Annotated in this window: 19 protein-coding genes; 11 read left to right on the top strand and 8 right to left on the bottom strand. The window is 61.2% G+C overall.

The genetic code is table 11. The annotated features are described in order from the left end of the window. Positions 1 to 97: 97 nt before the first annotated feature. The 6 genes from guaB to E8M77_RS20280 all read left to right on the top strand — a co-directional run bounded on the left by guaB (position 98) and on the right by E8M77_RS20280 (position 6,054). Complete coding sequence (gene guaB, locus E8M77_RS20305; protein WP_137132434.1) at positions 98 to 1,588, top strand: IMP dehydrogenase; 1,491 nt, start codon at positions 98 to 100, stop codon at positions 1,586 to 1,588. A 112-nt stretch (positions 1,589 to 1,700) separates the two neighbouring features. Further along, positions 1,701 to 2,063: a hypothetical protein gene (locus E8M77_RS20300; protein ID WP_137132433.1), complete on the top strand. Its 363-nt coding sequence runs from the start codon at positions 1,701 to 1,703 to the stop codon at positions 2,061 to 2,063. A gap of 94 nt (positions 2,064 to 2,157) precedes the next feature. After that, positions 2,158 to 2,574 carry an MAPEG family protein gene (locus E8M77_RS20295; RefSeq protein WP_137132591.1) on the top strand — a complete coding sequence of 139 codons (417 nt, stop codon included), beginning with the start codon at positions 2,158 to 2,160 and terminating at the stop codon, positions 2,572 to 2,574. 134 nt (positions 2,575 to 2,708) lie between these two features. Continuing rightward, entirely contained in the window at positions 2,709 to 3,734 is a 1,026-nt protein-coding gene (adhP, locus tag E8M77_RS20290; protein WP_137132432.1) for an alcohol dehydrogenase AdhP, read from the top strand. A 169-nt stretch (positions 3,735 to 3,903) separates the two neighbouring features. After that, the gene (locus E8M77_RS20285; protein ID WP_246659336.1) at positions 3,904 to 5,025 is read left to right on the top strand and encodes a patatin-like phospholipase family protein; all 1,122 of its coding nucleotides are present in this window, start codon (positions 3,904 to 3,906) and stop codon (positions 5,023 to 5,025) included. Positions 5,026 to 5,175: 150 nt separating this feature from the next. Then, on the top strand, positions 5,176 to 6,054 hold the full coding sequence (locus tag E8M77_RS20280) for a dienelactone hydrolase family protein (protein WP_137132431.1): 879 nt from the start codon (positions 5,176 to 5,178) through the stop codon (positions 6,052 to 6,054). A 54-nt stretch (positions 6,055 to 6,108) separates the two neighbouring features. Here the strand turns inward: E8M77_RS20280 and E8M77_RS20275 are convergent, their stop codons facing one another. Further along, on the bottom strand, positions 6,109 to 7,062 hold the full coding sequence (locus tag E8M77_RS20275) for a LysR substrate-binding domain-containing protein (protein ID WP_137132430.1): 954 nt from the start codon (positions 7,060 to 7,062) through the stop codon (positions 6,109 to 6,111). A gap of 182 nt (positions 7,063 to 7,244) precedes the next feature. Between E8M77_RS20275 and E8M77_RS20270 the strand changes: the two genes are divergently transcribed. Then, positions 7,245 to 7,544, top strand: a complete 300-nt coding sequence (locus tag E8M77_RS20270) for a DUF1127 domain-containing protein (RefSeq protein ID WP_137132429.1) — start codon at positions 7,245 to 7,247, stop codon at positions 7,542 to 7,544. Between the two features lie 113 nt (positions 7,545 to 7,657). Here E8M77_RS20270 and E8M77_RS20265 read toward each other — a convergent pair whose 3' ends face one another. The 5 genes from E8M77_RS20265 to E8M77_RS20245 form a co-directional block, all read right to left on the bottom strand. Continuing rightward, positions 7,658 to 8,533, bottom strand: coding sequence for a DUF937 domain-containing protein (locus tag E8M77_RS20265; protein WP_137132428.1), 876 nt, complete (start codon positions 8,531 to 8,533; stop codon positions 7,658 to 7,660). 99 nt (positions 8,534 to 8,632) lie between these two features. Then, the gene (locus tag E8M77_RS20260; protein ID WP_137132427.1) at positions 8,633 to 10,006 is read right to left on the bottom strand and encodes a glutamate--cysteine ligase; all 1,374 of its coding nucleotides are present in this window, start codon (positions 10,004 to 10,006) and stop codon (positions 8,633 to 8,635) included. A gap of 118 nt (positions 10,007 to 10,124) precedes the next feature. Then, complete coding sequence (locus E8M77_RS20255) at positions 10,125 to 10,871, bottom strand: 16S rRNA (uracil(1498)-N(3))-methyltransferase (RefSeq protein WP_137132426.1); 747 nt, start codon at positions 10,869 to 10,871, stop codon at positions 10,125 to 10,127. 18 nt (positions 10,872 to 10,889) lie between these two features. Next, positions 10,890 to 12,446: an inorganic phosphate transporter gene (locus tag E8M77_RS20250; RefSeq protein WP_246659335.1), complete on the bottom strand. Its 1,557-nt coding sequence runs from the start codon at positions 12,444 to 12,446 to the stop codon at positions 10,890 to 10,892. 73 nt (positions 12,447 to 12,519) lie between these two features. Beyond that, entirely contained in the window at positions 12,520 to 12,984 is a 465-nt protein-coding gene (locus E8M77_RS20245; RefSeq protein ID WP_137132588.1) for an NUDIX hydrolase, read from the bottom strand. Between the two features lie 303 nt (positions 12,985 to 13,287). Here E8M77_RS20245 and E8M77_RS20240 point away from each other — a divergent pair, with 303 nt between their 5' ends. From E8M77_RS20240 to glcF, 3 genes are all read left to right on the top strand, one after another. Further along, the gene (locus E8M77_RS20240) at positions 13,288 to 14,721 is read left to right on the top strand and encodes an FAD-linked oxidase C-terminal domain-containing protein (RefSeq protein WP_137132425.1); all 1,434 of its coding nucleotides are present in this window, start codon (positions 13,288 to 13,290) and stop codon (positions 14,719 to 14,721) included. Between the two features lie 277 nt (positions 14,722 to 14,998). Continuing rightward, positions 14,999 to 16,198 carry an FAD-binding protein gene (locus E8M77_RS20235; RefSeq protein WP_137132424.1) on the top strand — a complete coding sequence of 400 codons (1,200 nt, stop codon included), beginning with the start codon at positions 14,999 to 15,001 and terminating at the stop codon, positions 16,196 to 16,198. A 3-nt stretch (positions 16,199 to 16,201) separates the two neighbouring features. Further along, positions 16,202 to 17,497 carry a glycolate oxidase subunit GlcF gene (glcF, locus tag E8M77_RS20230; protein WP_137132423.1) on the top strand — a complete coding sequence of 432 codons (1,296 nt, stop codon included), beginning with the start codon at positions 16,202 to 16,204 and terminating at the stop codon, positions 17,495 to 17,497. 261 nt (positions 17,498 to 17,758) lie between these two features. Here the strand turns inward: glcF and E8M77_RS20225 are convergent, their stop codons facing one another. After that, positions 17,759 to 18,460, bottom strand: coding sequence for a L,D-transpeptidase (locus E8M77_RS20225; protein WP_170975947.1), 702 nt, complete (start codon positions 18,458 to 18,460; stop codon positions 17,759 to 17,761). 122 nt (positions 18,461 to 18,582) lie between these two features. Continuing rightward, positions 18,583 to 19,404: a L,D-transpeptidase gene (locus E8M77_RS20220; protein ID WP_170975946.1), complete on the bottom strand. Its 822-nt coding sequence runs from the start codon at positions 19,402 to 19,404 to the stop codon at positions 18,583 to 18,585. Positions 19,405 to 19,626: 222 nt separating this feature from the next. On the opposite strand from E8M77_RS20220, the gene E8M77_RS20215 reads away from it, so the two are divergent. After that, positions 19,627 to 20,256: a DNA-3-methyladenine glycosylase I gene (locus tag E8M77_RS20215; protein WP_137132422.1), complete on the top strand. Its 630-nt coding sequence runs from the start codon at positions 19,627 to 19,629 to the stop codon at positions 20,254 to 20,256. Positions 20,257 to 20,258 lie beyond the last annotated feature (2 nt).

Here is a 20,258-nt window from a genome sequence, read left to right as displayed (position 1 = left end):
ACCGTGTTACCAGCCCTCGCCAACTTCCCATTCCTGAAGGTCGCTTCCGGTCATCCTCCCGCCGGATCGAACTTCCATACATTTAAGGAAATTGGCCATGGCTCGCATTGTAGAATCCGCAACCGGCGCAGATGCGCTTACCTTCGATGATGTGCTCCTGCAGCCGGGACACTCCGAGGTTATGCCGGGCCAGACGAATATCGCCACCCGCATCGCCCATGATATCGAGCTGAACCTGCCCATCCTGTCGTCCGCCATGGATACGGTCACCGAAGGCCGTCTGGCCATCGCCATGGCCCAGTCCGGCGGAATTGGCGTCATCCACCGCAACCTTACCCCCATCGAGCAGGCCGAGCAGGTTCGTCAGGTCAAGAAGTTTGAAAGCGGCATGGTCGTCAACCCGGTCACCATCGGCCCGGAAGCAACGCTTGCCGAAGCCAAGGCCCTGATGAGCGCGCATGGCATTTCCGGCATACCGGTGGTTGAAGGCGTTCACCGCCCCGGCCGTCTCGTCGGCATTCTCACCAATCGCGATGTGCGCTTTGCGTCTGATCCTAGCCAGAAGATCTATGAATTGATGACGCGTGAAAACCTCATCACGGTGAAGGATGGCGTGGACCAGCACGAGGCCAAGCGCCTCTTGCACACGCACCGCATCGAAAAGCTGCTGGTCATCGATAATGAAGGCCGTTGCGTCGGCCTCATCACCGTCAAGGATATCGAGAAGTCGCAGCTTAACCCGCATGCTTCCAAGGATGCGCAGGGTCGCTTGCGCGTCGCTGCTGCCATTTCCACCGGCGATGACGGGCGCGAGCGCGCCGAACGGCTGATCGAGGCCGGCGTCGATGTCATCGTCGTCGATACCGCCCACGGCCATTCGCAGAAGGTGCTGGATGCGGTTGCCGAAGTGAAGAGGATGACCAATGCCGTGCGCATCATCGCCGGCAATGTGGCCACCGGCGATGGCACACGCGCCCTCATCGATGCTGGCGCAGACTGCATCAAAGTTGGCATCGGTCCCGGCTCTATCTGCACCACGCGTATCGTTGCCGGTGTCGGCGTGCCGCAGCTGGCCGCCGTCATGGCTGCCGTTGCTGAAGCCAACAAGCACAACATTCCGGTGATTGCCGATGGCGGCATCAAGTTTTCCGGCGACGTGGCAAAGGCGATAGCCGCCGGCGCCTCGGCCGTCATGGTCGGCTCGCTTCTGGCCGGCACGGATGAAAGCCCCGGCGAGGTCTATCTGTACCAGGGTCGTTCCTTCAAGGCCTATCGCGGCATGGGCTCTGTCGGTGCCATGGCCCGCGGTTCGGCGGATCGTTACTTCCAGGCGGAAGTGCGTGACACGCTGAAGCTTGTGCCGGAAGGGATCGAGGGCCAGGTGCCCTATAAGGGGCCGGTCTCGGCCGTGCTGCACCAGCTGGCCGGTGGCCTCAAAGCCGCCATGGGCTATGTCGGTGGCAAGGATATCAAGGACTTCCAGGACAAGGCGACCTTCGTGCGCATTTCCGGTGCCGGCCTTCGCGAAAGCCATCCGCATGGCGTGACGATCACCCGCGAAAGCCCGAATTATCCCGGCGGTGCATGAGTTAACGCTGTTTTAATTTTTGAGAACCTTGGCGGCTTGCTCTCTTGCAAGCCGCTAAAATGCCCCGCTATTCTGAAGGCCCGGCAATCCTGCCGGTTCTTCGGGGGAATTCATGAAAAGATTAGTCGCTTGCGTGCTTCTGGCCGCCGGTCTCGTGTCGCATGCCCAGGCGCAGACCGTTCGGGAAGGCACTTATGATGTGGCCGGGACCAATCTCGACGGTTCGAAATACCGTGGCACGGCGCGCATCAAGCTGACCAGCGAAACCACCTGTTCGATCGAGTGGAAGACGGGCGATACCACATCCACCGGCATATGCATGCTGCATGAAAACGCCTTTGCCGCCGGCTATGTGCTGGGCGATAGCGTTGGCCTCGTCGTCTATGAAGTGCAGCCCGGCGGCGTGCTGGACGGGGTGTGGACCATTTCCGGCGAAGACGGTGCCGGTACCGAAACATTGCGGTTGAGAAACTGAATTTGAACTGCATGCACGGGTCGCGGGCATTCAGTCCGCGGCCTTCATCGTATAAAGCTGTCTCTCCAAGAGTAAACGGAGGCAGTCTCGCATGATCTCGAACGAAGCCATGATCTGGCCCATGATCGCGCATGTGGTGCTGGTCTTTGTGCTCTATTACCTCCTGTCGAAGCGGCGCGTTGCGGCGGTCAAAGCCGGCCGGGCAACCGTTGCCCAGTTCCGCGAAAACCAGCAGGAGCCGGAAGACAGCCTCTTCGTGCACAATTGCCTGAAGAACCAGTTCGAACTGCCGGTTCTGTTTCACATCGGCTGCCTGGCGCTGATTGCCATGGATGGCAGCAATAGTGCCACCATCATTCTCGCCTGGCTCTTCGTCGCCACCCGCTATGGGCATGCCTATATCCAGGTAACGAGCAACCGCATCCGCTATCGCCGGTCCGCCTTCATGGCAGGCTTTGCCGCTCTGGTGCTCCTATGGATCTGGCTTGCCATCTGGCTGGCCTTTACCTGAGATCCGTTTGGGTTTGCGGCAGATCAAATCGCCCTTGATGCAACTCCTCTAAAACCTCACCAGCAGCGGGTAACCGCTTCCATCGAGGTTTCACGGCGCCGGCCGGTGCCGCTATCCCACAGAGGAGACGACCAATGGCAGCAATGATGAAGGCCGCAGTGGTGCGCGAGTTTGGCAAGCCGCTGACGATCGAGGACATGCCGATCCCTGAACCGGGTCCGGGCCAGATCCTTGTCAAATACGAGGCAACCGGCGTTTGCCATACCGATCTGCATGCCGCAAACGGCGACTGGCCGGTCAAGCCCAATCCCCCCTTCATTCCTGGCCACGAGGGCGTGGGCTTTGTGGCAAAGCTGGGAGCCGGCGTGTCGCGCATCAAGGAAGGCGACCGCGTCGGCGTGCCATGGCTGCACACGGCCTGCGGCTGCTGCAACCCCTGCCGCACCGGCTGGGAAACGCTGTGCGGCAGCCAGCAGAACACCGGCTACTCGGTGAACGGCACCTTTGCGCAATATGGCCTCGCCGATCCCGATTATGTCGGGCGCCTTCCGGACAATCTGGAATTTGGCGCCGCTGCCCCCATCCTCTGCGCGGGCGTAACCGTCTACAAGGGCCTGAAGGAAACTGAGGTCAAGCCCGGCGAATGGGTGGTCATCTCCGGCATTGGCGGGCTTGGCCATATGGCCGTGCAATATGCCAAGGCCATGGGCATGCATGTGGTGGCCGCAGACATATTTGACGACAAGCTGGAACTGGCCCGTAAGCTCGGCGCCGACCTCACCGTCAACGGTCGCGACAAGGATGCCATCGAACAGGTGCAGAAGGCCACCGGCGGCGTGCATGGCGCGCTGGTCACGGCCGTCTCGCCGCAAGCCATGGAGCAGGCCTATGGCTTTCTGCGCTCCAAGGGCACCATGGCGCTGGTCGGCCTGCCGCCGGGCTTCATCTCCCTGCCGGTATTCGAAACGGTGCTGAAGCGCATCACAGTGCGCGGCTCCATCGTCGGCACCCGCCAGGATCTGGAAGAAAGCCTGATGTTTGCCGGCGAAGGCAAGGTCGCCTCGCATTTCTCCTGGGACAAGATCGAGAACATCAACGAGATCTTCCACCGCATGGAACAGGGCAAGATCGACGGCCGCATCGTGCTCGACCTGCACTGAGATCGTCTGTCATTCCAATCCATGGAAAGCCGTCCTTCGGGGCGGCTTTTCTTTGTTCTCATGACGCAAGTTTGATCATCCTCCTGCTGAAACCGGTCTCTTTTCATCCCAATTCCAATGGATCATGCTGCGCTTGCGAAGGCAGTATTCATAGGGAGTTCGCTCATACATGCGTTCAGTCATGCGTCCAGTACAGAATATCCTCGTCTTCCAGGGTGGCGGCGCGCTTGGCGCCTATCAGGCCGGCACATTCCAGGCTTTGCACGAAAACGGCATCCAACCCGACTGGCTGGCCGGCATTTCCATCGGCGCCATCAATTCCGTCATCATTGCCGGCAGTCCGCCCGACAAACAGGTGGAGAACCTGCGACACTTTTGGGAATTGGTCTCCTCGCAGCTCAGCGCGCCCTTGTCGCCGCAGGATCAGATGAAACGGCTGTTCAAGGATTGGTCGGTCGTTTCGGGCGCGATCGCCGGCATTCCCGGCTTCTTTTCGCCACGGCTTTTGACGCCCTACCAGTTGCTGCTCAATCCGGATGCCAGGATCAGCCATTACGATACCGATCCGCTGATCAAGACACTCGACGAGATCGTCGATTTCGACCGGGTGAACCAGGGCGATGTGCGCGTCAGCCTGGGTGCGGTGAATGTTCGCTCTGGCAATTTTGCCTATTTCGACAATCTCGACACAAAGATCACTTCGCGCCATGTCGCTGCCTCCGGTGCCTTGCCTCCGGGCTTTCCGCCCATCGAAATCGATGGCGAGCATTATTGGGATGGTGGTCTCGTGTCCAACACACCGCTGCAATATGTTCTGGCGGCGGATGGCTTCACCAATGATCTGTGCATTTTCCAGGTGGACCTGTTTCCGGCCCGCGGACAATTGCCGCGGGATCTTCTGGAAGTCGATGCCCGTGCCAAGGAAATCCGCTATTCCAGCCGCACGCGCATGAATACCGATGAGTTTGCCCGCAAGCAGATCCTACGCCGGGCCGCCCGCCGGCTTCTGGAGAAACTGCCGCCGGAATTGCAGGATGATGAGGATGTCATGCTTTTGCGCACCGCCGGTGTCGAATATGATGTCACGGTTGTCCACCTGATCCACCGCCCCGAAACCTTTGATTCGCATGCAATGGATGCCGAGTTCTCGCGCGCCACCATGGAAAGCAACTGGAAGGCCGGCTATGACGATGCCATGCACACACTGACGCATTCGAAGTGGAAGCATCGCCGGCGCCCGAAAAATGGCATCCAGATTTTCGATCTGGCGAGAGACCGGGTGACGGATTGATTGATCGGCTGGAAGATCTGGCGCGCCGGTGCCGATCCAACGGCTGCACCTTCACGTAGACGTGTGTAGGGAAATGCAAGCAGTCCGCTTTCCAAATGCGTGGATCTTGCCATGTTTCTCGCATCTCACGCTGTGATGGAGGCAAGCGCTATGACTGACAAGCCAATCGTGACCCAGGCGATGATCGACGCCTATGACGAATATACGCATCTGAGCCTGGATCGCCGCAAGTTCATGGAGCGGCTGACGGTGCTGGCGGGTTCCGGTGCAGCGGCTGCCGCCATTGCGCCCATGCTGGCGGCCAGCAGCGCCCAGGCCGCCGTGGTTGCGACCGATGACCCGCGTTTGACGGCGGAAAACATCAGCTTTCCCGGCGCATCCGGCGAGATGAAGGGCTATCTCGTCACCCCGAAGACCGCCACCGGCGCGCTGGGCTCCGTCATCATCATCCATGAAAACCGTGGCCTCAATGAGCATATCCGCGATGTCGCCCGACGCATGGCACTGGAAGGCTTCGTGGCACTTGCGCCGGATTTCCTGTCGCCGAACGGTGGCACGCCGGCGGATGAGGACAAGGCCCGCGAGATGTTTGCAAGCCTTGATCCGGTGCAGACGGCGGCCAATGGCGAGGCAACGCGCGCGTTTCTGGCTGCTCGCAGCGGTGCAAATGGCAAGGTCGGCGCGGTTGGCTTCTGCTGGGGCGGCGGGCTCGTCAACCGCATGGCGACGAAATCACCGCTGCTGAATGCCGGCGTCGCCTATTATGGATCGCAGGTAGCGGCCGCCGACGTGCCTTCCATCAAGGCGCCGCTGATGCTGCATTATGCCGGGCTCGACGAGCGCATCAATGCCGGTATCGAGGCCTATAAGAAGGCGCTGGACGACAATGGCAAGACCTATGAACTCTTCATCTATGACGGCGTGAACCACGCCTTCAACAATGATACGTCCTCGGCCCGCTATGACAAGGCAGCCGCCGATCTGGCCTGGAGCCGCACGACCGGCTTCTTCAAAAAATATTTGGCATAATCAGCCCGGCAATTCCCCTCATCGGCCTGCAAGGCAGGTGAGGGGGCTTGCCGTTTACCAGCCGGGCATCAGCTGCGCGCTGCGCAGCCGGGCGGCGGCGCGGCCAAAGGCTTTCATGTCGGCATCGAGATCTTCCGGGGCCACGGCCGGCGAAATATTGTCGAGGCAGGCGGTGATATGGTCGGTGATCGCCGTCATCAGCGACGGCGACAGTCCGGGCCGCTTCATCAGGCCGATTTGTACGGGCGGAAGCGGCGGAAAACCGTCCGACTGGGTCAATACCTTCATGCCGGGCCGGAGTGCTGATTCCGGCAGGATGGACACCGCCATGCCAGCCAGCACGGCGGAGGCCACGACCATGGACGACCAGCTGGTGAACAGGATCTGGTATTCGCGCCCGTCGGCATCGAGCGCCGAACAGGCAAGCTGGCGCCAGTTGCAATCGCGCCGTCCGACGGCGAGCGGCACCGGCGCATCCTCGCGCAGCGGATGGTTGGCCGAACCCACCCAGCAGAGCGGCTCGGTGCGCACCACGTCCGACTGGCGGGCGCGGGGATTGTGGGTCACCAGCGCGATATCCAGCTCGCCGCGCGACATTTTTTCCGCCAGATCCACAGAAGGCTCGCAGACGATGTAAAGCTCCACATTCGGATGCGTCTTGGCAAAGCGCCCGATGATTTCCGGCATATAGCGGTCGGCATAATCATCCGGCGTGCCGATGCGCAGCGTGCCTTCCAGGCGGTTGTCGTCAAAGGCTGCAATCGCCTCATTGTTCAGCCGGATGATGCGCCGCGCATAGTTCAGAAGCTTCTCGCCCTCCAGCGTCAGCCGGTTGCCGCGCCCATCCTTGGTGAAAAGCTGCTTGCCGACGCGCTCTTCCAGCCGGCGCATCTGCATGGATACGGCGCTCTGCGTCTTGAACACCCGATCTGCCGCCTTGGTAAAGCTGCCGGTATCCACAATGGCGATGAAAGTTTGCAATTGATCATTATCGAGGGGAGCGGACATGAGGCGATCCATCAGGTTGACTGATGGTAATCATTAGAAACATTCGTTGGACTGATCAATATCGTTTTCGCATAAAGCGGCGGCAAAGCCAATTGCACAGCTTTTTCCGCAAAGCTTCTGCCGGTGTCCATCCAGTTCGTGGATGAAGCACCTCTTCTCGTGCCTGATGAAAGGATAGTCCCATGAGCACGACCGAACGGATGATCAACCGCGAGATTTCCGGTTCCCGCAAGATCGAGACGCGCCTGTTTGCCGGCATCGTCCTCTTCGGCAAATCCGTGCTGCGTGCCCTGCGCAATCGTGCCGCGATGACGCATCTGAATGGGCTTGAGGACTATCAGTTGAACGATATCGGCCTGACACGCCTTGATGTCGAGATCGCCGTCAATCGCTCGAAGCTGCACGAGGATCCGTTCTCGCTTCTGCCGCGCGAAGCCCGCCAGCGCGGCCACCGGTTTGCCGCATCGGCAGGGCGCGCCTGATCCGCGCCAGAGACCACCAGTTTTCCCCGCAGGGTTTTGCCAATGACCCTGCATGACTGCCCGGCCGGTTGCCTAACCGCGCCGGGCCTTTTTTATGGTTCTCTCCGATCCTGTCAGGCGGACGGTTTTGCCGCCTCGCTCGGAACGGCCTGCCGATAGCCCTCGAAGATCGCTTCCATGTTCTTCTGATAGGCCTTTTGCACTTCCACGCCACTGTCGAACATGGTGTTCAGCATGGTCTGGAAATTCTCCACTTCCGGCTTTTTCACATCGGGCTCCGGTGGCTTGGTGGCCTGCGGTGCAGCCTGTTCCGGCTTTTGGGCGAAAGCGCCCGTCATCATGTCCTGGAAAGCCTTGGCAAAGGGATTGTCGGCAAACGGATTGGCAGCAGGTGCCGGCTGGGCCGGCTTGTCCATGCCCCACATGCTGCGCATGGCCTGGAACATTGGATTGTCGAAAGGAATGGCCTGCGCCTGCGGCTGAACCTTGGGCGCCATGCCGATTGCTTGCAGCCATTGCTGCGTCATCTGGTTCATGGCATCCGGCGAAAACGGATTGGCGCCCACCTGTCCGCTCATCTGCTTGAACAGCCCGCCCATGATCGTGTCGGCCATTGCCGGCATCATGCGTTTCAGAACATCCTGGCCAATGCCGGTAAGGTTGGCCGCCTGCTCGGCAATCGCGCGTGAGACATCCTTGGAGCCGAACAGCTTTTCCAGCACTGCATTTCCGTCTGCCATGCCCTGCGGCGTGAAGGCCCGGCTCATGTCTTCGAAATATTTGGCGTAACCGCCGGTGGACATGCCGCTCATCAGCGAACTGAAATCATATGGGTTGGCAGCAGTGCGCTTGAAGCCGGAGGAAAAGGCCGGCATCAGCGCGGCCATGGCCTGGGCGGCCTGTTCCTGGGCAATGTTGAACTGCTTTGCCATGGTTTCCATGGCGGCGCCGTTCTGCGCCTTGAGCATCATGTCGAACAGCGGCAGCATAAAGTTGGCTCCTCTCTGGAATCTCTTTTTGTCCGGTCACTATAACTGGAAAAGAGGCGAGCGAAACCGCTTTGTTCAACCGCAGCGCAACAGGTGCGTTCAGTATTGGAACTCGTCAAAAACTGGCTCCACAGAGCCGTTCCATCGGCCTTCATAGAGCGCCAGCATGTCTTCGGCCATCACCCGCTTCTTGGCAAGGATCTCTTCCAGCGGCTGCAGGAACAGGCTCTCGTCCTGGCCTTCGCTGTTGAGGCGGGCGCGGGACTTGAGACCAGCGGTCGAGATGCTGATGATATCGCGGGCCACATCCAGAAGCGAACGACCGGCGATCTCCGTCTTCAGCGCCTTGGAGGGTACCGCATCGCGCAGAGCCAGCACATCGGCGTAAGTCCAGGCCTTGGTCACCTCTTCAGCCGCCGCCATCGCCGCGTCGTCATACAGCAACCCGACCCAGAAGGCCGGCAGCGCGCAGATGCGACGCCACGGGCCGCCATCGGCGCCGCGCATTTCCAGATAGCGCTTCAGGCGCACATCGGGAAACAGCGTGCCCAGATGGTTCGTCCAGTCGCCCTGCGTCGGCTGCCAATCGGCCACTTCGCCCTTCAGCGCGCCATTCATGAACTGGCGGAAGGTGATGTGGGTGCAATCGTGGTAGAGGCCGTCGCGCACGATGAAATACATCGGCACATCGAGCGCCCATTCCACATAGGTCTCGAAGCCGAAGCCCGGTTCGAAGGCCTTCGGCATCAGCCCGCCGCGCGCATTGTCGGTGTCGCGCCAGATCTCGCCGCGCCAGGACAGAAGCCCGTTCGGCCGGCCTTCGGTAAACGGCGAGGAGGCAAACAGTGCGGTCGCCAGCGGCTGCAGCTTCAAGGAAAGCTGCATCTTGCGGGCCATGTCGGCTTCGGATGAAAAGTCGAGGTTCACCTGGATCGTGCAGGTGCGATACATCATGTCAAGCCCGTGGCTGCCGACTTTCGGCATATAGCGGCTCATGATCTTGTAGCGGGATTTCGGCATGACCGGCGTGTCAGCCAGCGTCCATTTCGGGCTGCCGCCAATGCCGAGAAAGCGGATGCCCATGGGCTCTGCCACTTCGCGCAGCACGGCCAGGTGCTGGTTGGATTCGCGACAGGTCTGGTGCAGGGTTTCCACCGGTGCGCCGGACAGTTCGAACTGGCCGCCGGGCTCGATCGAGATGGCGCCCATGCCGTCATGCTGGCCAAGGCCGATGACGTTTTCGCCATCCATGATCGGATCCCAGCCGAGCTTTTCCTGCATGCCCTTCAACAGGGCGGAAATGCTGCGGTCACCGAAATAGGGCACGGGCGAATGATCGGCCTGAAAAAAGGCAAACTTCTCGTGCTCGGTGCCCATGCGGAAATCGGCAGGCGGCTTTGAGCCTTCAGCCAGATAGGCTGCCATGTCCGAGACGGAGCCGAGGGGCGTATGATCGGTGGTGTCGCGGGCCATGAAATAGACCTTGTCTTTGGGCTAGGCTGCACAGGCAGTTCGGGAAGTGCTGCTTGTACCGGATCTTTGGCCTGTGCAAGTGAATTTCTCTTAACGCTCTGTCAATGCGCGGGTTCTGTCAGTCGGTTGAAGCCCAGTCGCCTATCGTTGCCTGCACCACGGCCAGTGCTGCAACCGCTGCCGTATCGGCGCGCAGGATGCGCGGCCCAAGCGGTATGGCGGTGACATAGGGCAGGCTGCGCAACAGCCGGCGCTCCTCGTCTGAAAACCCGCCTTCCGGGCCAATCAGCAGCGAAAGTTTGCGCTCGGTTATGGCATTCAGGATGGGCAGCGGATTGTGGCTCTCCTCGCCTTCGTCGCAAAAGATGATGCGCCGCTCGGCGGGCCAGGTCTCGAGCATATCCTTGAGCTTGACCGGCGCCAGAACGGATGGAACCGACAGAATACCGCATTGTTCGGCAGCCTCGATCACATTGGCCTGCAGGCGCTCCAGGCTGGTGATCTTGCCCTGCACATGCTGGGTCATAACCGGCTGCAACAGGCCTGCACCCATTTCCACGGCCTTCTGCACAATATAATCCAGCCGGCCCACTTTCAGCGGCGCAAACAGATAATGCAGGTCGGGCAGGGGCGTTTGCGGCCGCGTCTGTTCGATGGCCTGCATAACAAGCTTCTTGCGGCTGGGCTGGACAAGCCTTGCCCGCCATTCGCCATCATACCCGTTGAAGACGAGAACCTCGTCGCCATCCTGCATGCGCAAAACATTGATCAGATAGTTGAAGTGATCGCTGCCGGCCTCATGGGCAAGGCCTTCCCCAAGGGGAGCATCGATGAAAAGCCGCTGCATGCGGAAATTGGCGCGCATGATTGTCTGCCGATCCGTTCAGATGAAAAGCCGGAACATAACCATCGCCAGCAGGCCCGCAAGGGCTGCCGAGACCGGAACGGTGATCGTCCAGGCCGCAACGATGGTGAGCAGGTGCGAACGGCGTACGAGATGGCGGCGGCGCACCTCGTCAACGTTCACGTCGTGGGCGTTCTTGTCCGTGGCCTGCTTGTCGACGGCTTGCGGTTCAAGGCCTGCCTTGCGGCGCAGATAGTCCTGCCGCCGGCGGGACTTGGCAATATACCATTCGCGAAACAGGCCGACGCCGAAAACCGAGCCGACGGCAATATGGGTGGAGCTGACCGGCACGCCGATACTGGAGGCAAGAATGACGGTGACCGCCGCCGACAGCGCCACGCAATAGGCGCGCATCGGGTTGAGCTTGGTGATCTCCTTGCCGACCAGGTTGACGAGCTTGGGGCCGAACAGCAGCAGGCCGAGCGAGATGCCGAGCCCGCCGATCAACAGTTCCCAGGTCGGCACACTTGCCTGCGCCACCAGTCTTCCGCCTTGCAGCGTCTCGATAATGGCGGCCAGCGGCCCGATGGCATTGGCCACGTCATTGGCGCCATGCGCGAAGGACAGAAGTGCGGCTGAAAAGATCAGCGGAATATGAAAGAGCTTCTTCAGCGACTGATTGCGGTTCTCAAACCCTGCCGACTGCTGGCGGATGACGGGAATGCTGATGGCCCACGAGACGAGCCCGACGGCAAGGCCAAGTGCGGCGGAACCGGCAAGGGTGATCTCAAAGAGCTGTTCCGAGAGCTTGATGGCCAGATAGGTGGCAAAGGTGCCGAACATCAGGCCGATCAGCATGGGCACCCAGCGCCGTGCGGCGGCGATCTTGTCCGGCGTGTAGATGATGAAATTCTTGATGAAGGCAAGCATGGCGACAGCGACCAGCGCACCGAGCAGCGGCGAGACGATCCAGCTCACGGTAATGCCCGCAAGTGTTGGCCAGTTCACGGCGCTGACGCCGGCGGCGGCAATGCCTGCGCCGGTTACACCTCCGACGATCGCATGCGTGGTGGAAACCGGCGCGCCGATCCAGGTGGCGATATTGATCCAGACGGCCGCCGCCAGCAGCGAGGCCATCATCGCCCAGATAAAATGGCTGGGGCTGGCCATCATGTCGACATGCAGGATGCCGCTTGAAATCGTCTCGGCAACCGGGCTTCCGGCAATCACCGCGCCTGCCACCTCGCAGACGGCGGCAATGGCAAGGCCTGCACCAAGACTGAAGGCGCGCGCGCCGACGGCGGCACCGATATTGTTGGTGACATCATTGGCGCCGATATTCATCGCCATATAGGCCGCCAGCACGGCGGCTGCCACGGCGATGATGGTCGATTGCTGCCCGCCGAGAGAGGTTGTGGTGAATACCACCACGGCCAGCAGGAACAGGAAGGCGGCGCCCGGCGCGGCCAGCGCCCTGGAGACATTCATGGACGCGTTCTCGACAGAGGCAATCTTGTCGAGATCCCGGTCGAGTGTCTTCTTCCGGGCGCCCTTCGGGCCGCGGTTATGGGGATTGCTGTCTGGTGTGATGCTCAATTGCGTTCGTACCGCCTGCGGCTGTGCGTGTGCGCCTCGTCAGCCATCATGCCAGCTGCAGGGCACAGAAATATTATCGCCCGACGGCGCGAAATTTTTCCGGGACGATGGCTTCGGCCCGACGCGAAAAATTCAGGAAAAGACTACGCAGTTCCGGCTCCTGAACACGAAGCGCGGCTTCCGTGCAAGAGACCCATTCCAGCGTGCGGCTTTCCTTTTCGGGAAAATCTTCCAGCATCTCATCGACGCGCAAGGGATAGACACGCACCATCACCGGCACGGTCAGCCCGCTCTTGCGCTTTTTCATATAGCCGAAATAGCCGATCGGATCCTTTTCCGCCTTGCCGCGCACGCCGGCCTCCTCATAGGCCTCGCGCTCGGCCACCGCATGGCCCTTCTTGTGCTTCATCGGCCATCCCTTGGGGATGATCCAGCGGCGCGTTTCGCGGCTGGTGAGCAATAGGACCTGTAGGCCGGAGGAGGGGGTGAACCGATAGCACAGCGCAGCATACTGCTGCCGCGGCGGACGCTGCAGCATCAGGATGAGGTTGGCAGTGATTCGGTCGAGAAGGCTCAATTCGTCTACGTCTCCACAATGGATGATTCTTTTACCATATTCGCGGCATTGCACAGCTGTTCATTTGCGACACTCACGGAAATATCATGCGCTTGAAAGCCCATTGTAACGATCATATCAGACAAGGGTTGCGCCGAGCTTAAATATTAGAAAAATTATATGTATTGCGGACGTTTTCTCGCATAGGGTGCGGCAAGAAGCAGCGCTTGAAGCCGCCGTTCAGGCATGAGAGGAATGGTATCAGGGCCAGTTGGAGGAGACGACGTGTCCGACACCATTGAATTCCTGAGGCCACGGGCAAATGTCCTGTCACGCCGCGATACTATCATCACCGATCTTAAGGATCTCCTGCCGGTAGATTGTCTGGTGCATGAGGCCCGCGAGCTTGTGCCCTTCGAAACGGACGCATTTGTGTCCTACCGTCGATTACCGCTTTGTGTCGCGCTGCCGCAGACCACGGCGCAGGTGTCTGCGGTGCTGAAATACTGCAACCGCTATGGCGTGCCGGTCGTGCCGCGCGGGGCAGGCACGTCGCTGTGCGGCGGCGCCATCCCGCAGGAAGATGCCGTCGTCATCGGCCTGTCCAAGATGTCGAAGATCCTCGAGATAGACACGTTCAACCGCACGGCCATTGTCCAGGCCGGTGTTACCAATCTGGCGATTTCCGATGTGGTAGGGCCGGAAGGCTTCTTTTACGCACCAGATCCCAGCTCGCAGATGGCCTGTACCATCGGTGGCAATATCGCCATGAATTCCGGCGGTGCCCACTGTCTCAAATACGGCGTCACCACCAACAATCTGCTCGGTGTCAAGCTGGTGCTGGTGGATGGCACGGTGATCGAGCTGGGCGGCAAGCATCTGGATGCCGGCGGCTATGATCTTCTGGGTCTTGTCTGTGGTTCGGAAGGCCAGCTCGGTATCGTGACGGAGGCGACCGTCCGCCTCATTGCCAAGCCGGAAGGCGCGCGCCCGGTTCTGTTCGGCTTTGAAACCTCCGAGGAGGCGGGCGCCTGCGTTGCCGATGTTATCGGCTCGGGCATTATTCCGGTGGCCATCGAATTCATGGACAAGCCGGCCATCGAGATCTGCGAGGCCTTTGCCAAGGCCGGCTATCCGCTGGATGTCGGCGCGCTTCTGATCGTCGAGGTCGAGGGCTCCGAGGCCGAGATGGATGCCATGCTGGCATTGATCGTCGAGATTGCCCATCGCCATGCGGTGAAGACTGTGCGCGAATGCCAGTCGGCGACCGAGGCGGCGCTGATCTGGAAGGGCCGCAAATCCGCCTTCGGCGCCACAGGGCGTATCGCAGACTATATCTGCATGGATGGCACGGTGCCGCTCAGCCAGCTACCTTACGTACTCAAACGCACCGGCGAGATTGTCGAAGGCTTTGGCCTGCGTGTCGCCAATGTCTTTCATGCCGGCGATGGCAATATGCATCCGCTGATCCTGTTCAATGCCAATGATCCGGATGAAGCGGCAAAGGCCGAGGCCGCCGGCAACGAAATCCTCAAGCTCTGTGTCGATGCGGGCGGCTGTCTGACCGGCGAGCATGGCGTGGGCATCGAGAAACGCGACCTGATGCGCCATCAATATTCGAAAGCCGACCTCGACCAGCAGATGGCGGTGCGCGCCGCCTTTGATCCGCAATGGCTGCTCAATCCCTCCAAGGTGTTTCCGCTGGAGGGCAGGGCGTGATGATATTTGCGGATTACCCCCCTCTGTCCTGCCGGAGTACCGAGGTTGAGCCACGGGTCTCAACTCGTCCTTCGGCCCCCCCTCAAGGGGGGAGATCGGCTGGCCGTATCGGTGTCTTTTCAATGGCACGATCAGTGAAGTCAGCTGCAGTTACAACGATAGAGAAGGTGGCGGGGCATAGCCGCTTGTCGATCTCCCCCCTTGAGGGGGAGATGCCTGGCAAGGCAGAGGGGGGGCGTCTGGCAGAAGCTGGGCGCTCTTTCGGGGAGACTGCCTCATGCTGATCCCCACCACCGAGGCCGAAGCCGCAGACATGGTGCGAAATGCCGCAAGTGCCGGCCAGCGCCTGTCGATCATCGGCGGCAATACCCGCTCGGGCTTTGGCAATCGTACCGAGACCGATGCCGTGCTGCACTCCACCGGTCTGTCCGGCATCACCGCCTATGATCCGGCCGAAATGGTGATGAGCGTGCGCGCCGGAACGCCGATGGCGGAGGTGGAGGCAGCGCTTGACGCCAATGGCCAGATGCTGTCCTTCGAGCCGATCGATCATCGGGGATTGATGGGCACACAAGGCCAGCCGACGATCGGCGGCGTGTTTGCCACCAATGCATCCGGCCCGCGCCGGCTTCTGTCGGGTGCGGCGCGCGACAGCCTGCTCGGCATCCGCTTTATCAATGGCTCGGGCGAGGTGATCCGTGCCGGCGGGCGTGTGATGAAGAATGTCACGGGGCTCGATCTCGTCAAGCTGCTGGCAGGCTCCTTCGGCACGCTGGGCTTTCTCACCGAAGTGACGTTTCGCGTGCTGCCGCGCCCGAAAACGCAAGCCACTATCGTGCTATCCGGCCTTGAGGATGGCGATGCCGCCCGCGCCATGGCAACAGCCATGGGCCTGTCGGTCGAAGTTTCTGGCGCAGCCCATCTGCCGGAAAGCGTGCGCGGCCGCTTTCTCACCGGCCGTCTGCCACCGGGGGCGGCAACCGTTCTGCGTCTCGAAGGCCTGCCGGCCTCGGTGCCGGTGCGGGCCGAAAAGCTGATTTCTGCCTTTCAGCCTTTCGCGCCCGTCACGTGCCTGGAGGCGGACGACAGCGCCGCTCTCTGGCAGCAGGTGCGTGACGTTTTGCCCTATGCGGATGGCAGTGAAAAGCCGGTCTGGCGTGTCTCGGTGGCGCCAAGCGCCGGTTTCCAGCTGGTGGCGGCGCTGCGCCTGGAAACGGGCATCGATGCCTTCTACGACTGGCAGGGCGGGTTGGTGTGGATGCGCATGGAGGCTGATCCCGAGGCTGAGCTTGTGCGTCATGTGATGCATCAGCTTGGCGGCGGACATGCAACGCTGATGCGCGCTGCCGATGCAGATCGGGCGTTAACGCCAGCCTTTGAACCGCTGCCGAGTGGTGTGGCCGCCTTGACGCAAAGGGTGCGCGCCTCGCTCGATCCGGCAGGGGTTTTCAATTCCGGCAATCCGGCAGGAGCTTGAACCATGCAAACCTCCTTCACGCCCGAACAATTGGCTGATCCGCATGTGGCGCAATCGGAAAAGATCCTGCGCCGCTGCGTGCATTGCGGTTTCTGTACCGCCACCTGTCCCACCTATGTGACGCTGGGCAATGAGTTGGACAGTCCGCGCGGGCGCATTTATCTGATCAAGGACATGCTGGAAAATGGTCGCCCGGCGGATGCGCAGGTGGTCAAGCACATCGATCGCTGTCTCTCCTGCCTTGCCTGCACCACCACCTGTCCTTCGGGCGTCGATTATATGCATCTGGTCGATCACGCCCGCAGCCACATCGAAAACACCTATCGCCGGCCCTTGATGGATCGGCTGATCCGCGGGCTGCTGGTTGCGGTTCTGCCCTATCCGGCGCGGTTTCGCGCAGCTTTGGTTCTGGCGCGGCTCGGGCGGCCGTTCAGCCCGCTTCTGGCGCGGGTCGAGGTCTTGCGGCCGCTGGCGGCCATGCTCGATCTGGCGCCAAAGCGCGCCGCACCCGTGGCAAAAGCCGAGGCCGCGCCGCCGCTTGCCCCGGCACTGCGCCGTGGCCGGGTGGCGATCCTTGCGGGCTGCGCCCAGCCGGTGCTCGATCCCGGCATCAATGCCGCCACGCAGCGCCTGCTTGCCCGTTTTCAGGTGGAGGTGGTTCAGCCGCAGGGCGAGGGCTGTTGCGGCGCGCTTGTGCACCACATGGGCCGCGAAGAGGCGGCACTCGATTTTGCCCGCGCCAATGTCGATGCCTGGATGCGCGAGGTAGAGAGCGGCGGGCTCGATGCGATCCTGATCACCGCCTCCGGCTGCGGCACGACGATCAAGGATTATGGCCATATGCTGCGGCTTGATCCGACCTATGCGCAAAAGGCAGCGCAAATCTCGGCGCTCGCCAGGGACGTGACGGAATATCTGGCAACGCTCGACCTTCCCCGGCAGGCGCCGAAAGGCCTCACCGTCGCCTATCATTCCGCCTGTTCCATGCAGCACGGCCAGAAGATCACGCTTCAGCCGAAGCAGCTCTTGAAGGCGGCAGGCTTTGCGGTGAAGGACCCGGCGGAAGGCCATCTCTGTTGCGGCTCTGCCGGCACCTACAATATCCTCCAGCCGGAGATTTCCGCCCAGCTGAAGGCGCGTAAGGTCAAGAATATCGAAGCCACCCGCGCCGATATCATCGCCACCGGCAATATCGGCTGCATGACGCAGATCGGCACTGGTACGGATATTCCCATCCTGCACACGGTGGAGCTTTTAGACTGGGCCTATGGCGGGCCGAAGCCGGCAAAGCTTGGGTGACCGGGGAACCGTTCAGTGTTCGTGGTTTCACCCCCCTCTGTCCTGCCGGCCTACCGGGGTTGAGCCACGGGTCTCAACCCGTCCTTCGGACCCCCTCACGGGGGGAGATCACCCGTGTTGAAGCCGCTCGATCAGCATCTTGCCTCAAGAACTAACTCTTCAAAAGGCGTGAGGGCAACCGCTCTGCCAATCTCCCCCCTTGAGGGGGAGATGTCCGGCAGGACAGAGGGGGGTATTCATGCTCGACCAAATCGGGTCAAATCACCCCCCGAAGATCGTGCGCAATATATCGATACCGCGATCCTCGAAGGCAATATTGCCCTGGCGGTTGCCGGGACCGATGACAATCACCTTGGCGCCGATCTGGGCGCGGGAATAGAGATGTTCGACATCCTTGTTCATCATGCGGATGCAGCCGGATGACATGTTGAGGCCGATCGTCCAGGGCTGGTTGGTGCCATGGATGCGGAAAATGGTGTCCTGATTGCCCTTGTAGAGATACATGGCGCGCGCGCCGAGCGGATTGTCCTCGCCACCCTGCTGCACGACCGGCAGGATATGGCCCTTGGCGGCTTCGCGGCGGCGCATTTCCGCCGGCGGGCGCCATTCCGGCCATTCCTGCTTGCGGCCGATCTTCACCACGCCCGACCAGCCAAAGCCCTCGCGGCCCACGCCGACGCCATAGCGGATGGCGCGGTTGTTGCCCTCCACCAGATAGAGGAACTTGTTATTGGTATCGATGATGATCGTGCCCGGCGCTTCGCCGGTAACCAGACGCACGACACGGCGCTGGAACTTTTCCTCCGGCTCGCGCCGCTGCACGGCAACCGGCACCACGTCCGGGCGCTCCACCGTAGCCAGCGTGCCGCGCTGGAAGGCGCTCGCCGTCTCGCTTGTCGTCAACAGGGCTGCGGCCAGCATCAGCGCAACCCCCGTCTTACCCCTCGTCAGTCCGTACCCCATGCAAGTCCCCCTTATTGACCAATGTCAGTTTGGCGAGGATTTCATGGAATGTGGCTGGAACGCAAGTATCTGCTAAAAATCGTAAGCCGTGCCGAAGATGAACGGCACGGCTGTTCATGATTTCAGATCACGATGACCTTGGCGCCGACATTGACGCGCTCGTAAAGGTCGGTCACGTCTTCGTTGCGCATGCGGATACAGCCCGACGACACCGCGCTGCCGATCGTCCAGGGGGCGTTCGTGCCGTGGATGCGGTAGAGCGTCGAGCCGAGATACATGGCGCGGGCGCCAAGCGGGTTTTCCGGGCCGCCTTCCATGGAAGCCGGCAGGAAATGGCCCTTGGCGGCCTCGCGGGCAATCATTTCCTTCGGCGGATGCCAGCTCGGCCATTCGGCCTTGCGCGTTACCTTATGGGTGCCTGCCCATTCAAAGCCCGGCTTGCCAACGCCCACGCCATAACGCTTGGCCTGGCCGTTTTCCATCACGAGATAGAGAAAGCGGTTATTGGTATCGATGATGATCGTGCCCGGTGCATGCTCGGTCTGGTAGGACACCATCTGCGGCAGGAATTGCGGCTCGATCTGCGATTTGATCGGCGTATTGGCGCGCACTGATGCCGATTGAACCGGCAGGCCGCGCTGGGCGGGCCTTGCAGGCTCTGCCTGCTGGGTCGGGCGGATCTGGGTCGATTGGGTGCGCGGCGCAAATAGCGTGCGGCGGGCCGGTGCGGCCTGCTGCTGGTAGATGACCTGCGGGCGCGTCGGCTGCACGCGGTAGCCGGGGGCGGCGGCAGGGCGCACCTGGCCGCCCAGCTGCATGATCCACGGCGCCGTCAGGTCAGGGCTCACCACCACCGGCGGGCGCTCGCGGTAACGGTCATTGGCCTGCGCGATTGAGGACAGTGCGGCCATCAGGCCCGCGGTGATCAGCAGCATCTTCTTCATCGACGGCTCCACTCTAAACATCGTTTGGCGTCACAGGGTCTGGCACGGGTGCACGTGCCCTTGCATGGTTTTGACCGTGGGCAAAAGTGGCAAGCGAAAGGTAAATTTGCGGCTGTTCGAATGCAAAGCTTGCCGGAAAGCTTTCAGCAAGGTTAATCCTGCGTTTGGGTACGTGGTTGACGAGACCTGAATCGCCACGCCATGCCGTTAACGGGGGATGTCATGACAAAGCCGGGGATCATCGAGGGGGAGGACGGTCTCTGCCGCTGCTCCTGGCATCAGGGCTTGGCCGATTACGCGCGCTATCACGATGAGGAATGGGGCCGGCCGGTGACGGATGATATCCGGCTGTTTGAAAAGATCTGCCTGGAAGGTTTTCAGTCGGGCCTGTCCTGGCTGACCATTCTGCGCAAGCGCGAGAATTTCCGGGCAGCCTTTGCCGGGTTCGATTTCGAGAAAATCGCGCAGTTCGGCGAGGCGGATATCGAACGCTGCGTCGGCGATGCCGGCATTATCCGCCATCGCGGCAAGATCGTCTCCACCATCAACAATGCCAGGCGGGCGCTGGAACTGCGCGATGAATTCGGCACGCTTGCGCGCTTCTTCTGGTCCTATGAGCCGAAGCCGCAGGAGCGGCCAGAGGTTATGGATCTCGATACGCTGCGCGCCAATCCCACCACGGCGGTTTCCGTGCGGCTGTCGAAGGATCTGAAGAAACGCGGCTGGACCTTTGTCGGCCCCACCACCGTCTATGCCTTCATGCAGGCCATGGGCCTGGTCAACGATCATCTGGATGGCTGTTTTCGCCAGCCGCAGGCCGATGCGGAGCGGCAGGCCTTCATCCGGCCCTGACC

Source organism: Rhizobium sp. FY34 (assembly GCF_005222845.1).
GTDB lineage: Bacteria > Pseudomonadota > Alphaproteobacteria > Rhizobiales > Rhizobiaceae > Neorhizobium.
This window is presented reverse-complemented; position numbering and strand designations above follow the sequence as displayed.

Excerpts from the sequence above, each read along its gene's own strand:
- guaB (WP_137132434.1), top strand. The coding sequence starts at position 98 with ATGGCTCGCATTGTAGAATCCGCAACCGGCGCAGATGCGCTTACCTTC.
- E8M77_RS20300 (WP_137132433.1), top strand. The coding sequence starts at position 1,701 with ATGAAAAGATTAGTCGCTTGCGTGCTTCTGGCCGCCGGTCTCGTGTCG.
- adhP (WP_137132432.1), top strand. The coding sequence starts at position 2,709 with ATGGCAGCAATGATGAAGGCCGCAGTGGTGCGCGAGTTTGGCAAGCCG.
- E8M77_RS20285 (WP_246659336.1), top strand. The coding sequence starts at position 3,904 with ATGCGTTCAGTCATGCGTCCAGTACAGAATATCCTCGTCTTCCAGGGT.
- E8M77_RS20280 (WP_137132431.1), top strand. The coding sequence starts at position 5,176 with ATGACTGACAAGCCAATCGTGACCCAGGCGATGATCGACGCCTATGAC.
- E8M77_RS20275 (WP_137132430.1), bottom strand. The coding sequence starts at position 7,062 with ATGTCCGCTCCCCTCGATAATGATCAATTGCAAACTTTCATCGCCATT.
- E8M77_RS20270 (WP_137132429.1), top strand. The coding sequence starts at position 7,245 with ATGAGCACGACCGAACGGATGATCAACCGCGAGATTTCCGGTTCCCGC.
- E8M77_RS20265 (WP_137132428.1), bottom strand. The coding sequence starts at position 8,533 with ATGCTGCCGCTGTTCGACATGATGCTCAAGGCGCAGAACGGCGCCGCC.
- E8M77_RS20260 (WP_137132427.1), bottom strand. The coding sequence starts at position 10,006 with ATGGCCCGCGACACCACCGATCATACGCCCCTCGGCTCCGTCTCGGAC.
- E8M77_RS20255 (WP_137132426.1), bottom strand. The coding sequence starts at position 10,871 with ATGCGCGCCAATTTCCGCATGCAGCGGCTTTTCATCGATGCTCCCCTT.
- E8M77_RS20245 (WP_137132588.1), bottom strand. The coding sequence starts at position 12,984 with ATGCTGCAGCGTCCGCCGCGGCAGCAGTATGCTGCGCTGTGCTATCGG.
- E8M77_RS20235 (WP_137132424.1), top strand. The coding sequence starts at position 14,999 with ATGCTGATCCCCACCACCGAGGCCGAAGCCGCAGACATGGTGCGAAAT.
- glcF (WP_137132423.1), top strand. The coding sequence starts at position 16,202 with ATGCAAACCTCCTTCACGCCCGAACAATTGGCTGATCCGCATGTGGCG.
- E8M77_RS20225 (WP_170975947.1), bottom strand. The coding sequence starts at position 18,460 with ATGGGGTACGGACTGACGAGGGGTAAGACGGGGGTTGCGCTGATGCTG.
- E8M77_RS20220 (WP_170975946.1), bottom strand. The coding sequence starts at position 19,404 with ATGAAGAAGATGCTGCTGATCACCGCGGGCCTGATGGCCGCACTGTCC.
- E8M77_RS20215 (WP_137132422.1), top strand. The coding sequence starts at position 19,627 with ATGACAAAGCCGGGGATCATCGAGGGGGAGGACGGTCTCTGCCGCTGC.